Annotated in this window: 13 protein-coding genes; all 13 read right to left on the reverse strand. The window is 54.0% G+C overall.

Features of this window, described 5'->3' with window-relative positions; genetic code table 11:
* Window positions 1–377: 377 nt before the first annotated feature.
* The 13 genes from ABIE48_RS19145 to ABIE48_RS19205 all read right to left on the reverse strand — a co-directional run bounded on the left by ABIE48_RS19145 (window position 378) and on the right by ABIE48_RS19205 (window position 15,284).
* Complete coding sequence (locus tag ABIE48_RS19145) at window positions 378–1,547, reverse strand: sn-glycerol-1-phosphate dehydrogenase (RefSeq protein ID WP_145024072.1); 1,170 nt, start codon at window positions 1,545–1,547, stop codon at window positions 378–380.
* Window positions 1,544–2,350, reverse strand: a complete 807-nt coding sequence (locus tag ABIE48_RS19150) for an HAD-IIA family hydrolase (protein ID WP_192715557.1) — start codon at window positions 2,348–2,350, stop codon at window positions 1,544–1,546. Before ABIE48_RS19150 ends, ABIE48_RS19145 begins: the two co-directional genes overlap by 4 nt.
* Window positions 2,351–2,495: 145 nt before the next feature.
* The gene (locus ABIE48_RS19155; protein ID WP_089547963.1) at window positions 2,496–3,266 is read right to left on the reverse strand and encodes a DeoR/GlpR family DNA-binding transcription regulator; all 771 of its coding nucleotides are present in this window, start codon (window positions 3,264–3,266) and stop codon (window positions 2,496–2,498) included.
* 261 nt (window positions 3,267–3,527) lie between these two features.
* Window positions 3,528–3,686, reverse strand: a complete 159-nt coding sequence (locus ABIE48_RS19160) for a hypothetical protein (protein WP_163876363.1) — start codon at window positions 3,684–3,686, stop codon at window positions 3,528–3,530.
* Window positions 3,640–4,494, reverse strand: coding sequence for a hypothetical protein (locus ABIE48_RS19165; RefSeq protein ID WP_089547964.1), 855 nt, complete (start codon window positions 4,492–4,494; stop codon window positions 3,640–3,642). Before ABIE48_RS19165 ends, ABIE48_RS19160 begins: the two co-directional genes overlap by 47 nt.
* A 235-nt stretch (window positions 4,495–4,729) precedes the next feature.
* On the reverse strand, window positions 4,730–5,737 hold the full coding sequence (locus tag ABIE48_RS19170; protein WP_192715558.1) for a zinc-dependent alcohol dehydrogenase family protein: 1,008 nt from the start codon (window positions 5,735–5,737) through the stop codon (window positions 4,730–4,732).
* 18 nt (window positions 5,738–5,755) lie between these two features.
* Complete coding sequence (locus ABIE48_RS19175; protein ID WP_192715559.1) at window positions 5,756–8,350, reverse strand: beta-mannosidase; 2,595 nt, start codon at window positions 8,348–8,350, stop codon at window positions 5,756–5,758.
* Window positions 8,351–8,456: 106 nt separating this feature from the next.
* Window positions 8,457–9,530, reverse strand: coding sequence for a BtaManbiosPhlase (locus ABIE48_RS19180; RefSeq protein WP_192715560.1), 1,074 nt, complete (start codon window positions 9,528–9,530; stop codon window positions 8,457–8,459).
* Between the two features lie 27 nt (window positions 9,531–9,557).
* Window positions 9,558–10,457, reverse strand: coding sequence for an MTP-1 family protein (locus ABIE48_RS19185; protein ID WP_192715843.1), 900 nt, complete (start codon window positions 10,455–10,457; stop codon window positions 9,558–9,560).
* Window positions 10,458–10,544: 87 nt separating this feature from the next.
* Window positions 10,545–12,224 (reverse strand): alpha-glucosidase, encoded by a 1,680-nt coding sequence (locus ABIE48_RS19190; protein ID WP_354519503.1) that lies wholly within the window; start codon window positions 12,222–12,224, stop codon window positions 10,545–10,547.
* A 30-nt stretch (window positions 12,225–12,254) separates the two neighbouring features.
* Window positions 12,255–13,094 (reverse strand): carbohydrate ABC transporter permease, encoded by an 840-nt coding sequence (locus ABIE48_RS19195; protein WP_192715561.1) that lies wholly within the window; start codon window positions 13,092–13,094, stop codon window positions 12,255–12,257.
* Window positions 13,081–13,956 carry a carbohydrate ABC transporter permease gene (locus ABIE48_RS19200; RefSeq protein ID WP_076171042.1) on the reverse strand — a complete coding sequence of 292 codons (876 nt, stop codon included), beginning with the start codon at window positions 13,954–13,956 and terminating at the stop codon, window positions 13,081–13,083. The genes ABIE48_RS19195 and ABIE48_RS19200 overlap by 14 nt, the downstream gene beginning before the upstream one ends.
* Window positions 13,957–13,970: 14 nt before the next feature.
* Window positions 13,971–15,284, reverse strand: coding sequence for an ABC transporter substrate-binding protein (locus ABIE48_RS19205; protein WP_105442176.1), 1,314 nt, complete (start codon window positions 15,282–15,284; stop codon window positions 13,971–13,973).
* Window positions 15,285–15,570: the final 286 nt, after the last annotated feature.

Consider the following 15,570-nt stretch of genomic DNA (forward strand, 5'->3'; position numbering starts at 1 on the left):
ACCTCGACCTTTCCTCATACCGAGTGAATACAACACATACGCACCTAGGTCCGTGAAATATTATTTCACCGCAAAACAGGCCCTTTCTCTAATGAGAAAGGAGCCTTTTCCATCTTAGATTAAGGGAAGATTACAAGCCTAGTGAATACTTTTCGATATAAAGATCGGGTACGCCCTTCCCGGCTTCCTTCATTTACACAACTAAACAATCATCTCTCGCGCAGGCTGTTCCTCCCTGGCGAGGAGCTAAGCAACAAATTGTCCCAAACCATGAAAACGCAAAAAAGCCGCCATACCGGCGGCCTTTATTTGAGTATAGTCATGATCGCCCGATTTTTTCACCAGAGCGTAATCGCTGCAACGTTTTCCAATCGAAATCACGTTCGCCGCTGATCGTTCACCGCCCGTAGCAGGGTATGGCGGTTCGGACGGATCTGGTCGGCCTCCGCTAGGCTTCGCTTCAGCAGCTCCGGATCGATGTCCAGCTCCTGAATGGAAGCGGGACCGCCAACCTTGCGCAGCCAGGCCCGCAGCGTATCAGGTGACGGCACCTTGGCCAGCTCCGCGCGGACGCGCTCCAACTGCTCCTCAGCAACCGGCAGGGAATTTTCCGCGTCCAGCCGGTGGTACAGCTGCGAAATTTCCGCACAGGCGACGCCGACCTTGGCCCCATGCAGTACCGCCCTTCTGCCTTCACGTAAAAACGCCATTTCCCAATAATGGGACAAATGGTGCTCCGCTCCGGAAGCCGGGTGCGACTGTCCGAACAGCAGCATGGCAAAACCGGACTCGATCAAAGCTTGCGTCAGCACCCGGATTCCTTCCGGCGTGCGGTCCGCGATCGCGTCGATGTGATCCACACACTGCTGCAGCGCTTTGGTCGTCATCTCGGCCACAATTTCGGAATAAGGCTCATCCGCCGTCAGACTCCCGAATGTCCAATCAAACAGCGACGTGCATTTGCCCAGCATGTCCCCGAAGCCGGCGGCGACCATCGTCCGCGGCGCAGCCGTCAAAATATCCAGGTCGGCGAAAATCGCCGCCGGGCCGATCGATTGAATCGTGATTTTCTCGCCGCGGATAATGAGCGGCGCTCCCTTGGAATTAAATCCGTCCACCGATGGGGCGGTCGGCACGGATACAAACGGGATACCTGCCGAGTATGCGGCAAATCTGGATACGTCGTGCAGCGTTCCTGATCCGAGCGCAACTACCGCATCCGCCTTAGTGGATTTCACGTCAAGCAGCAGCTGCACAATTGACCGCTCGTCGGCGATGACATCGCCCTGCTCATCAGGGGAAATGAACGTAACGCTTGCGTTAACCCCTGCTTCCGTAACGGATTCCATCAGCTGTTCGCCGGCGGCTGCAAAGGTGTTCTTGTCAGCCGTGACGATTACGCGGCGGTAATCCTGGTCTTTTAAAAATGCGCCCGCCTTCCGAATCGCACCGCTTTCCAGCACGACCGGACAAATGTCGGCGAGGCGCTCATCCGCGTCATCCATACGTCCCGCCGCTTCCCTGATATCCTTCAACCAATCCGTCATTTGATTCCTTCCTTTCCCTTCAAGAGATGCTGAAGCTCGGCCAGCGACTCCCAGACCATGTCCGGGCCTTCTGCGGCCGTCTCCGCATCCCGCCTTGTTGCCGATCCGCTCAGCACCAGCGCGGTGCGGATGCCTGCCCGGCGGCCGAGCTGGATGTCCGAGCCCAGGCTGTCCCCGATCACCAAGCACTGCTGCGGCGGCAGTCCGAGCACCTGTAAAGCCGCTTCAGCCATCAATGCCGACGGCTTGCCGATGACCACTTCGACCTCTTGGCCCGCCGTGGCGACGATGGCGGCGATCATGCCGCCGACGTCGATGCACTCCCCGTCATCCCCGGGGAACGATTTATCGTCATTGGTTGCGATGATGCGGGCGCCGTTCCGCACGGCCCGAAACGCCTGATTCAGCTCCGCATAAGTCAGCTCCTCGTGCAGCGTGATGACGAGCCAGTCGGCATTCTCGGGTTTCTCAGCCAGCCCGATGCCGGCCAGTACCAGTTCATCCCGCAGTCCGTCCGGCCCCAGCACCCACGCCTGGCTTCCAGGGTGGTGCTGCTGAAGGTACCGGGCTGTTACCGTGGAAGTAAGCAGAATCTCTTGCGCAGGCACGTCGATACCCATGGAAAGAAGCTTCTGATGGCACATCGCCCGTGAAATGTTCCCCCGGTTGCTGAGGAAAACCATCCGCTTGCCCTGCGATCGGAGCAGCGCAATGCTCTCCTTGGCCCCCGGAATGGCTTGCGCCCCCCGGTATACCGTCCCGTCCAAATCGATAATAAAACCGTCCACTGTCTCCAAACTCATTTTTAGATCCTCCCGCCGTGTTCTTATATGTTCATTCTCCCTGTGATTGTCTGCGTTTGTCAACGATTGTTTGCTTTTGTGAACGTTTTTAAATGGCAATATATGACGATTTGAATTCAGTCAGACACGATCACGGACCGCCGTATTATAAATAGGGAGCGATCAACACTTCCGTCGTACCCAGCTGACGCAGAAACTCCGGGTCTGCCCCTTCATCGGTGATGAGCACGTCGATGTCCTCCATTTTGGCGGATGTGGCGATCGACCGCCGGCCCAGCTTGGTGTGGTCCACAAGCGCAACCGTTTTGCTCGAGCTCGCAATCATCAGCTTCTTCAGCTCCGCCTCGTACAGGCTGAAATCGGTCATGCCCTCCCTGACGCTCAGCCCCTCCGCCGAAGTAAAGAACAGGTCGGAATGAATCCCTTCCAAAATGCTTTTTCCTAGAACCCCCTCGATCGTTTTAGAGCCGGAGCGGAGGATACCGCCGATCAAAATGACGTTGATCCGCGGATTCTGGTTCAGGATGGTGGCAGCCTCCAGTCCATTCGTCACAACGGTGAGATAATCATGCTCCACCAGCGCCTTCGCCAGCTCCAGCACGCTGGAGCTGGCATCCAGAATAATGCATTGGCCCCGGGTTACGAGTTCGGCAGCCTTTGTCCCGATCGCCCGCTTCTCCTCGTAGTTCAGCTCGCTGCGGCTCGGATACCGGGGCTCGGCCGGCACCGGTTTGGTCCTCGCCGGAACCGCTCCGCCGTGGGTACGCTCCAGGACACCCTCTTCTTCCAGCATCCGCAAATCCGTCCGCAGGGTCCCCTCAGACACCTGCAGCTCGCGTGCCAGCTGCTTCACCACAATTTGCTTGTCGCGTTGAAGCGCCTCCAGTATTTTTTCTCTTCGCTGGGTTGCAAACATAGTAACCTCCAACCGTTTTTCTTCATTATAAATACAAATGACAAGATATAACAACAAACGTCAATTCAAACAGAAGTATAAGACCATCAGGCCATCAGGCCATCAGGTCGTCTGCATTCGGTGCCCCTCCATGGTTCAACAGCTCGGAGGCCACATTCGACACAAACAGGCATAAGGGAAACAAAAAAACAGCCCAACAAGCTGTCGGGCTGTTCTTCTAAATCGTCTATAAAGTATCTTAACCTCCGCTAGCAAAACCGATTAATAGTTTGCACCGTGGTTCTGGATCGAATAGTTGGCTCCATGGTTGGCCGTATCATAGTTGGCACCGTGGTTCAGCGTCGTAAAGGCGGATGCCGTCAGCAGACTAACACTAAATAGTCCTAATGCTACTACCGTCGAAAACAATACCTTCTTCATCTTCAATCGCTCCTTTGAGAATGTTTTTTTGGATAGACGAGTACGATTCTAGTTGAGACTGTGAAGCATGTGATCTGAAAGATTCGAATAAGGCGACGCATTTTTTGAAAATTTTGTCATCTTCAAGTTTATCAGATAATGTCAAAGCTTGTAAAGTCCTATCGAGCGCTTCTGCGTGATTTTCTTTTTTAAATCTATAAACCGCCAGCAAATACAAAAAAGAAATATAATAGGAGAGATCTACGGGATTTTGGTCAATCGGAATGAGCTGCGAATCTTCGACGACAAGAATATCCAGGATATGATCGACGTCATAGTTATGTATATTTGCTGCCTCTAAAATCGTAATTAGTCCAGGGAGAGTTTCGGATGGATTTTCCTGTATAAACGCTGAATAATCCTCCAGGCAGTCCAAATTCCCTGAAAGAATGTTAAGCGTAAACATATTGGCTCTTGCGAAAAAACGGAAGTTTTCGACAGCCTGATTGTTGGCAGGAGAACCGTCAGACATGTAGCTTAGATCTTCATAGTTAGCTATGCACTGTTTAGCCTCTTGGTACATTTTCTTCTTTTGGTAGGCAAGCCCCTTCATGAGATGGCTGTACCCGAAATAATAGACGATCGGGCGTTCCGTAACCTGAAGCCGTCGATTCCGTTCCTTTTGTTCGACATACATCTCGTAAGCGGACTCATAAAGTTCGGTAGAAATTTTAATCATGTTATCCCAATTCTCAAAGGAGAAGGCCATTTTCAGCATCGTTACCAGCGTATCTATCTCAATCTTTACGGTCATGGATCTGTCTTCCAATCCGATTTCCTCCTTCGCTAATCTTTATATTATAAGAAGTATATAGTTAAATTAACGGACGGTCAATTATGTTAGTTCGTGAAAAAATGACCAAAAATGCTTGGTCAAAGCTGGTAATCTTGCTTTTTTCAGTCAATAAATCAATTTTAGGCGATAACAATCATAGATTACCCAAAAATGGAAAAATAGACACCGATTCTATCAGTGTCTATTCCAGCTTACCTGCTTTCACCTTTTAGATTTGAACGATGCCTTTGCTGACCCCCAGCTGAGGGTAATTCCGCATCGCATCCGGCAGCTGCTCCAGTGTGAAGCGGTGGCTGATGAGAGGCGCGAGCCGGACCTTGCCGCGGGATACCAGCTGGATCGCATCCGTGTGGGTAAACGGGTTGATGAACGAACCCATGATCCGCAGCTCCTTCGAAAAAATGTCGAAAGGACGGATGGCGGCCTCCGCGTCCGGAGCAGCCACGCCAAACAGCAGCACCTGCCCTCCCTTGCGGGCGGCACGAATGGCCGACTGTACCGAATCCGTCCGCCCGACGCATTCGATCACGACATCGGCACTGGAAGCAAGCGCGTCCGCGGTATCCGGATCGAGAGGCGATACGACCGCATCCGCCCCCAAGCTGCGAAGCGTCTCATGCTTGTAGGACGCCGGTTCGCTGACCGTAATCCGCGAAACGCCGCATTCGCGAACGAGCTGCAGGAAGATCTGCCCGATAAATCCGCCGCCGATGATCAGCACCTGATGCTGCGGCCGGATATCGAGCTTGCGAAACCCGTGCAGCACGCAGCCGAGCGGTTCAAGCAGAGCCGCTTCTTCATAACTCATCGCGTCCGGGATATTGTAACAATTTTCTTCAGGCACGAGGCAGAATTCAGCCATGCCGCCGTCCCGCGTTACGCCGACTGCCTGCAGCCGGTCGCATAGGTGAAACCTGCCGCTGCGGCAGAATTCGCAGCTTCCGCAGTATATATTCGGATCGACCGAAACCCGGTCCCCTTCCTTTAAGCTGCTTACGCCCTGCCCGACCGCCACCACCTCGCCGGACAGCTCATGCCCGAGTACGATCGGCGGATGCACTTCCGCCGAACCCGGATGACCGTGGTAAATGTGCTGGTCCGTTCCGCAAATGCCGCAGCTGCGCACCCGAATCAGCACCTCGCCGGTGCCGGCCTCCGAGGTCTTCTGTTCCTTAACATCCATTACTTCCTGGTCCACAAGCACTGCCGCTCTCATCGCCAATTCTCCCCTTCCTCATTCCGTAACCGGCTGTCGTCCATTCATCGCGACCGACGCACCGTTTAATGCCGATACCTTCAAGGTATTCCACGGAACCTCCTTGCCTTCCTTCTGTCCGACATGGATGACTCGCGTCTGTCCCGGCAGCAGGTCGAAATAATTATCCTCCCAATCCAGCCAGGCTTCGTCCATCTCAAGCCTTACCATTCGGGCGGCATAGTCGGAGGATACCGTTACGCTCCGTTCCTCGGGGTTCACCTGAACGTTCAAGTTAACGGGCCGGAAGTTCATATCTTTATGGTCGCAAAAATAATAAAAGTTGTCTTCCCCGCAGCCGTCCATCCAGCGTACAACGCAGACGGCTTCATCGGCGTCGAGACCTTGAAGCAGGTCGTCCAGCTTCACCACTGCGATGCGCTGTTTCCCGCATGCCTCAATCTCTGCAGCGAACGTCCGGGCATATACCTGACGGCCGTCCATGCCGTAGACAACCAGCTCCGCCGTCTTGGAAACAGTTTCCCGCGTATCGTTCACGCCCCACAGCACGAATTCCGCATCCCCGGGCGTATACTCTGCCGTCAACAGCAGCGGATGATAAAACTTGCGGGCGTAATGGTAAGCCGCTTTCGGCAGACCGTAATAGTCGATGACGGACCAGCTGGTGCCGGGCCAGCAGTCGTTGAACTGCCAGAACAACGCCCCGCTCGTATCCGGCTTGTTTCTTCGGTAATGCTCGATGCCGTATTTGAGGCCTTCGGCCTGTGTCAGCATGGAAAAATGGATGTATTCCTCCAAGTTGCCCGGAATCCCGGTGTATCCCTCCATCAGCATAACGCCCTTGAGATGATTGATATCCTTGTTGCGGTTCATCATTTCCGCACTGCCAAGCACCAGCTCCGTCCGCGGCACGTTCCGCTGCAGCGTGTACAAATTGGCGGAAGCATGCATGCCGAACTCGCTGGCGAACTTCGTGCGGTCCTCCTTGAATTTCTTGAACGACAACCCTTCCACGCTGTAGTCCTGAAGCTGGGGCTCGCCGAATACCCTCGGCTCGATGTTGCCGTGCCAGACCTGCCAGTTATGCGTGTCCCCCTCCTCACGGGAATTATGGTCGTTCCCTCCGTAAGGCGAGCTCGGCCAGAAAGTCCGGGAAGGATCCAGCTGCTCCAGAAGCGCAGGCATCAGTTCATGATTGATTTTCTCACCGTAAAAAGGGTGCGGAATGTCTCCGCTCGCATGAAGCGCCTCATACAGCCAGTCATTTTCGTTATTGCCGCACCACAGGGCCAGGCATGTCCGGCTGCGCAGCCGCTTGACGACCTGCTGCACTTCTTCCGCGACGTTATCCATAAAATTGCGGTTATAGTCGGGATACAGGGCACAGGCAAACATAAAGTCCTGCCATACCAAAATTCCCAGGCGGTCACACTCATCATAGAAAATATCCCGCTCGTAAATGCCCCCTCCCCAGACCCGGAGCATATTCATGTTCGCTGCCTTCGCCATGTCAATCAGGCGGGAATAACGCTCATCCGGCACCGCGCCGATAAAGCTGTCGATCGGAATCCAGTTGGCTCCCTTGGCAAATACACGAACGCCGTTCAGCAAAAAAGTAAAGGCAGGTTTTCCATCGGCATCCCGCTGCTTCAACTCCAGCGTGCGAATCCCCAGCTTCTGGCTGCGCTTGTCCATGGTGATCCCGTCCGCATGCACCGAAATCCGCAGCTCATATAAATGGGGCGTGCCGAGATCATGGGTCCACCACAGCTTGGGCTTCGATACGCGAAGTTTCGTTCCGCCCGTCAGACTCATGCCGCCGGCCAATCCGGACAGCCCGCTGCCGGTGGTTCCGCTTATCTCCAATGTTTCTGCAGCCGCCACCTCCCCGCTCTCCTCGTCGAGCAGTTGGACAAGAACGCTGTATGTTTTCCGGCGGTCCCATGAAGTCAATTCCACCGATATATCAACCAGCGCCTCCATCTCGCCAACCTCCGCCGTCCGAGCATACACATGTTCTATTCTGACAGCATCATATTTCTCGAGCCGGACTTCCTTCCAGATTCCCGCGCACAGGAGCGGTGGCCCCCAATCCCAGCCGAAATGGCTTTGGTTTTTACGGGTCCAGACCCGTTCCTTGCTAAAACCGGACCAGAACGTGGAGACGGCCTTCCCGCCCACTTTCGCATGGACCGGGTCGAATTTGACGGCGATGACATTTTTGCCCGTCTTCAGCTCGCGGCTGACTTCGAACGTATGGCTGATAAACATGTTGTCCGTAGAACCAAGCTCCGCACCGTTCAAATACACGGTCGCAAATGTGTCCAGCCCTTCGAACACCAGCAGCATTTTGTCGTCCGGCCGCGGTGCCTCGTCCAGTGTAAAAACGGTCCGGTACCACCAGATCCGCTCCTCCACCCACCGGCACTTCTGGTCGTTGTGCCCATAGAACGGATCGTCGATCAGCCCGTGGCGCATCAGCGTCGTATGGACGTCGCCCGGCACCTCCGCCGACATCCAAAAGTAATCGTCATAAAGCGGCGAGGCCACTTCAAGATCCTTCGCCTCCCCTTCCCTGAAATCCCGCAGCTTCCAATGGTCTTTGATGATCATGCTGTTCCCCTCACTTCGCCCTTGCTGCAAGCCGAACCGGCTCGTCCGGGCCTGATGTAATAGAACGCCAAAACAATGATTTGTTTTGGCGTTCTGTAACCCGATCTTAAACTTTGGCTTCGAGGTATTCGAGGCTGTCCAATATTTCCTTCACGCTGAGCTCCGCACAGGCCATGGAGGTGTCCGCAACGCCATAGAACATTTTCACCGTGTCACCGTCAATGACGGCGCCGCAGGAAAACACTACGTCCCCAAAAAAGCCCTGCTTTTCATATTCCGCCTCAGGCTCCATCACCGGCTTCCCGGAACGGGCGATCACCCGCGTCGGATCGTTCAGATCGAGAAGCACGGCACCCATGCAGTAGCGGTGATCCGATGTCGCTCCGTGATACAGCTCAAGCCAGCCTTTGTCGGTCTTGAATGGCACGGCGCCGCCGCCGATCCGGCCGCTGTCCCACATCCCGTCCCGTAGGCCGAGCAGATGCTTATGATTGCCCCAATAGAGCAGATTGTCGGATTCCGCGATCCAAATTTCCGGATTTCCGATGCTTTTCATAGTCGGACGATGGAGAGCATAGTATTTGCCGTTGATCTTTTCCGGGAAAATGAGCACGTCCTTATTGTCCGGACCAAAGATCATGCCGTGATGCCGGGTCGTCACAAAGTCGGTGGTCGACACGAGCGATTCTCCGATCCCTACGGGAGACACGACGGAAAAATAAACATAGTAAGTATCGCCGATCTGCGTAACCCGCGGATCCTCGATGCCGAACGCTTCCTGTTCGTTGGACGGATAAATGAACGGCTGATCGTCCACCGTGAAGTGGTGGCCGTCCCTGCTGCGGGCGATTCGGATATAGGAAAGGGATGTCAAATACTCAAACGTGCCGTTTTTAGATTTATTGCGGATCACCCGCGGGTCGGAAAAATCGTACCGGTCATCGTCTTTGCGGAAAGGAATCAGTTCAAGATCACCACGTTTCGCATTGAATACAGGGGCGATGACGACGTTCGGATCGCCGCTGACCGGACGCTCCGCCACACGCAGCAGCATCAGCGTTTCCCCTTGATACTCGGCGATGCCGGCATTAAATGCACCGATCACCTCAAAGCCCTCGCGGTGAGGCTTGACGTCGGCAGGGGTGATTAAAGGATTTTCAGGATATCGATAAATGTTCATTCGGATCAAGCTCCTTCATTGTATTAACTAGGATTCGAATCTCGCAAAAGGATCGGCTATGATCAGACGCTGTGCCTCCGCATCGCTTGTTCCCGCATACAGGACCGCCGTACCGTCGCCCCGGCGCAGGATGCCGCCGCTGAATACGACGTCCTGAAGGTCTTCTCGCTTGGCCGGACCCGGCAGAAAATCGGCCCGCACCGCAATCAGCATCATATCGGAAAACGCAGCCGTCTGCGGATCGAGTACAAAAATCATGGGATAATAATGACGATCGCCTTCGGCATCGTAACAGGCCGTATGTCCCAGCACGCCGAGAAGGCCGTTGCTTAGCACGTGGATTTCATTGGCCCCTCCCCATTCTTCGGGGATAAACTGGCCTTCCAGGAGCGGGGCTTCCTCAATTGCCTGTACAGTCAAGTCGTCCAGTGATGCGGCCTGGAAATAACCGATCTGGCCGCGCCCGCCTTTATCGCCCTGCGGGCGGGTGAACACGCCGATCCCGCCGTCCGGAAGTCCGGTGAGCCGCAGATCCTTCATGCCGTCCGGACCGGTGAAGAACAGCTTTAAATCCGCGATGCGGCCGCCCCGGTAAAATGCCGTGCGCCACATGAGCGCTCCCTCTTTCTCAGGGTGCGGGTAAATCTGAACTCCGCCCATGATCAGCTCTCCGCCGATCCGGGTATGAAACGGGTCCTGCAGTTCGAGTACCGGCGCTCCTTCAAGCGGCACCCAGGCACCGTCGTTTTCCACGAAGAACACGACCTGGGAATGCTCACTGTCCCGGGATTCCACCCGGCCCGCGATGACGATCCGCCCATCATCCTCGAACGGAGCCGTGATGTTGTATACATCCCGGTCTCCGACGCCGGCAAAAACCAGCTTCTCCGCCTTGTGAGCAGGAGCGGTACTCTCCCGCCCCTCCATGTACTGTTCCAGCAGCACGCGGCATGTTTTTACTTCCGTTTTGTTCACGTTTAACACGATGATCCCCCTACCTGGTCGAAGTTAAATTCATTGCATGTTATGGTTCGTGCTCGTTGCCCAGACCGCAGCCTCAAAGGGATCAATAACCAGTGAATGACAGCGATTCGAATCCACGGACGTTTCTTTGCTGGCCAGCAGTAACCGGTACGAAGCCGCGTCGGCAGCCAAATGGTTCAAATCGCACGGCCGGTTCCCGAAATTAAGCGCAACCCAAACCTCTTCCTCCTCCGATTGACGGCCGTAGTAAATACACTCCCCTTTCCGCTTCAAAAAGGTGTACTTCCCGGTTTGGAGTGCCTTATGCTTACCACGCAGCCGGATGAGGGAGCGGTAAAATTCCAGCAGTGAGTGCTTGCTCCCCCACTGCTTCTGGACATGAACCTGCCGGGACGACGGGCCTAGCGGTATCCACGATCCGTGAAGTGAAAATCCGCCGTATCGGCTCCCATCCCATTGCATCGGCGTTCTGGAGTGATCCCGGCTTCGGAGGATTGCGGCGGCAAGCGCATCGGAATCGGGCATCCCCGATTCCTTTGCCATCCGGTATGCGGTCAGCCCCTGAATATCGCGCATTTGCCCGATGTCCGCCGGCACGAAGTCCCGCATGCCGATTTCATCACCGTAATAAATGAAGGGAACGCCTTTGGCGGTCAGCATCAATGCCGCCATCAGCTTGGCGGTGCACAGGTCCAAGGAATCGTCTCCAGAGGAAAAGCGGCTATAATGCCGCGGCATGTCATGGCTGCTGAAGAAAATCGTCGGCACCTGCTCCGGCCGATGAAGCCCCTCCATCCGAACAAGCTCGGCAAACATCTCTTGGACCTTCAGTTCCTTGCGGCTGCCCAGGTTAAAATTAAACACCACGTCCAGAAGGTCCCCGCCGCTGTATCGGCGCAGCACCTCCATATCCTCGGAACCGACTTCGCCTACCATAAATACATCTTTGTTCTGAGACCGTACGAATTCGCAAATATCGCGGATGGCCTCCACAATGCCCTCCTGATTTTGGTCGAACCGGTGATCCTGTTCGCCATCCGCCGTGACCGGGTTTTCCTTAAACTGCCCGGACACCTTCAGGAAATTAATGACGTCCAGCCGGAAACCGTCAATCCCGCGGCCGAGCCAAAACGACATCACTTCCTTCATTGCCTCCCTGACCTCGGGATTCGCCCAGTTGAGATCTACCTGCTCTTTGGCGAAGGCATGGTAATAATACTGTCCGGTCGCCTCATCCCATTCCCATGCCGTCCCTCCGAAAAAGGACTCCCAATTGTTCGGTGTGCCGCCGTCCACTGCATCCTTCCAGATATACCAATCCCGCTTTGGACTCGTCCGTGATGACCGGGACTCCATGAACCAGGGATGCTCGGCGGACGTATGATTCAGCACCAGATCCGCGATCACGCGAATGCCGCGCCGGTGAGCTTCCCGGACGAATCGGTCAAAGTCATCCAGCGTCCCGAACACCGGGTCCACCCCGTAATAATCCGAGATGTCATACCCGTTATCTACGCGCGGCGAGGGATAAAACGGGGTCAGCCAGATGCCCCCGGTTCCAAGATCCCGCAAGTAATCCAGCTTGGAGGTCAATCCCTGGAAATCGCCGGTGCCATCCCCGTTTCCGTCACAAAAGCTTGGCATGTAGATTTCATAAAAAACGCTGCTTTTCCACCAGGGTGTCTCTGCAGCCACCGTCTTCTCCCCCATTGTGATCCGCTCCTTCCTATCGCGCAGGGCCTATTTCAAGCTGACCTGCATGCCCTTCTGGAAGTTTTTGCCGAAGATGATGAACAGGATGATGATCGGCAGGGACAGCAGCACCGATCCCGCGTACAGCGGACCCGGATACGTTCCGTACGGACCGAACATCTGCGAAAGCAGGACGTTCAGCGTCAGCATCCCGTCGCTGCGGACCATGATCATATCCCACAACAGCTCGGTCCAGCGCTCCATCAGGAGGAACAGAAAGACGACGCTGGTGATGGACTTGGACATCGGCATCATGATTTTGTACAAAATTTGAAAATCCCTTGCTCCATCCAGCTTGGCCGCTTCAATAAATACGGATGGCACCGCCTTGAAGAAGTTCGTGTACATGAAGATCGCCCACAGGCTGACCCCTTTCGGAATGATCATCGCCCAGTAGGTGTCGTACCAACCCAGCTTTTGAATAATGAGAAAGCTCGGAATCAACAGAATGATGGCCGGAAAAAACATGTGGAACAAAATGAAGTTGTTGACGGTATCCCTGCCGCGCCATTTCAGCTTCGAAAGGGCATAAGCGACCATCACCCCGAACATCATCATGAGGAAGGTCGACAGCAGAGACACGATGATACTGTTTACAAAAGCGCCCAGCCAGGGCCGCGTGATTCCCGTCTCACCGCCTGTAAACAGCCAGGTGTACGACTTCAGCGTATACGAACTCGGAATCAGCTTCCGATCCACCTGTGTCCAGTCCGCAAACGAATTCAGCACCATGTACAAATACGGATACACCATCACGAGCAGCAATACTCCTGCGATGATATAACGGATGGCCAGACTGGACTTGCGGCTGCGTTTAGACCCAACCATTTCGAGCACCCCACTTTTCTAGCAGTTTCCGGATGATAAAGATCGAAATAAAGGTAGCTACCGAGGCGAGCAGCGCCACCGCAGACGCATAACCGGCCTGCAGGTTTTTGAACGCCTGGCTGTAAATTTCCATCTGCCACGTATTGGTGGCATTGTTTGGACCTCCGCCTGTCAGCTGGTATACCTCGGTGAAGATGCCGAAGGTGACGCCGAAAGCGAGAATCAGCGTCGTATAGAGCGCAGGGTACAGCAGCGGAAGCGTAATTTTCCAGAAGCGCTGCCGGCCGGTAACTCCGTCGATGGCAGCCGCCTCGTATACTTCGTGATCTATGCTTTCCAGGCCCGACGTCAGTATGAGCGCGTAGTACCCGGTAAATTTCCAAGCCATAATCATGCCGACGATCAGGAGTGCCGACCAGGAAGTCCCCAACCAGTCGATGTTAATGCCGATTTTGCGCAGCGCCGTGTTGACCGGGCTGTTGAAAGACAGCAAACCTTTAACAATCAGCGCCGATACGACGCCGGAAGACAGGTACGGCAGGAAAAAGCCGATGAGAAACAAGCTTTTCAAACGCGGAAGACTGTGCACCAGAACCGAAACGACGAGCGACAGCACGATCACTAGCGGCACAAACACCATCATGAATTTGTATGTCACCCAGAACGCGGCGTGCACGCCGGGCGATTTAAGTGCCTTGGCAAAATTGTCAAAGCCGACAAAGTCATATTCGGGAGCGATCAGGTCCCAGTTCGTAAAAGACAAATAAAAAGACCAAACGAGCGGAATCAGGAAAAACACGAGAGAGTAAATCAGGTAGGGACTGGCGAACAGCCAGCCCAACCGGTTATTGTTTTCTTTCATTTAGAAGACTCCTTTTATTGAAGTTCCCCTTCAATGGCTTTCTTCATGTTCGCCCATCCGGCTGCCGGATCGATCTCCCCGCGGACGACTTTATTCCAGGCTTCTTGTCCAATAAAGGTCTGCAGGTCGTTATATTTCGGATTATCCATCGGCGGCACCGCATTCGGCACATTTTCGGCATAAGGCTTCAGTTCCGGGTTTTTGTCCAAAATCGCCTTGAAGGATTCGTTGGTGGTCAGGTCGTCGCGAGCCGGCGGCAGCTTCGTTTCATCAAACCACTGGGCGTCGTTTTTCGCATCCGAATAGACCCACTTCACAAAATCCATCGCCGCCTGCTGCTGCTCCTTGGTGGCCGACGCATAGATCACAAGCCCTTTCGTATCGGCAAACGTTTTGGAATCTTTCGGATCTACGCCGTCAGGTACCGGAGGCATGCTCAGCGTGTAGTTCTGGTTGTATTTCATGTCAGGAAACTTCTCGGCCCAGTTCGTAAAGGTCCAAGGACCGAGGTCGATAAACAGGCTAGTGCCGGTCTCGAACGGATCCTGTACGTTTTGCGCCAGGATGCCCTTGTCCTTGCGGAGATCGTCAATAAACTTCAGCGTTTCGACGCCCGCTTTCTCATCCCCGACGAACTTGTTGCCTTCAATGAATTTGTTGCCGCCGGAAGCCGCGTTATACAGCATGAAGAAGTCAAACCATCTCTTCCATGCCGTCGGATCGGCGAGGTCCGCTTTGGCCCAGAAGTATTTGTCCGGATATTTCGCTTTCAGCTTCTTATTCACTTCAAGCGCTTCGCTGTACGTTTTAGGCGGCTCGTTGTACCCCAGTTCCTTCAGCAGGTCAAGGCGCCAGCCGAACAGCATCGCATTGGAGTAAATCGGAAGCACGTATTGATGCCCGTCGGCGAATTTCCATGGTTCAATCGTATTTTTCATATTACGGGTGGTGACGATATCGTTAAATCCGCTTAGCGTATCAAGCGGCACCAGTGCCTTGCTGTTTGCAAGCTGGGCGGCAAAACCGCGGTTGATGTTTTCCGAAATGGTCGGAGCGCTTCCCCCGGCAATCGCAGCCTGAATGCTGGCCTCGGAGCTTGGAGATTCCTTGATGACGCTGACGTTGATTTTCACTTTGGAATTGGTCTGTTCGTACGCCTTGGCCATCTTCTCCCAGAAGGCTTGCTGCGTCGGATTGGCTGCCGCCCAAAACTCAATGGTCGTCACGCCATCCGCCGTCGTTGCGCTTTGCTTTTTGGAACCGCAGGCGGCGAGCATGGAGGATAACACCAACACCAAAGCCAGAAGTCCGAGCATTTTTCTTTTCATCGAATCGTTGACCTCCTCAAAAAATTGTCTCGAAAGATTGAAACCATCATTCCAAAGACTCGAAACATTATTTTGTAACGTTACAAATTAAGATTACTTAATATTTTGTAAGCGTTTGTGTAACCCTATTATTGTGCATTACAAAAACCTTGTCAACACTTTATTAAAGACAGAATAATCTTTTTATATAAAGGCTCTTTACTTATAGAACTTGTAACGTTACAATTTAACGTAATGTGATTTATTGAAAGGCAGGCTTCTTTTTAAGTTTCTTAGAAAGAGCTCC

The organism is Paenibacillus sp. OAE614 (assembly GCF_040546645.1).
GTDB classification, from domain to species: domain Bacteria; phylum Bacillota; class Bacilli; order Paenibacillales; family Paenibacillaceae; genus Paenibacillus_AQ; species Paenibacillus_AQ favisporus.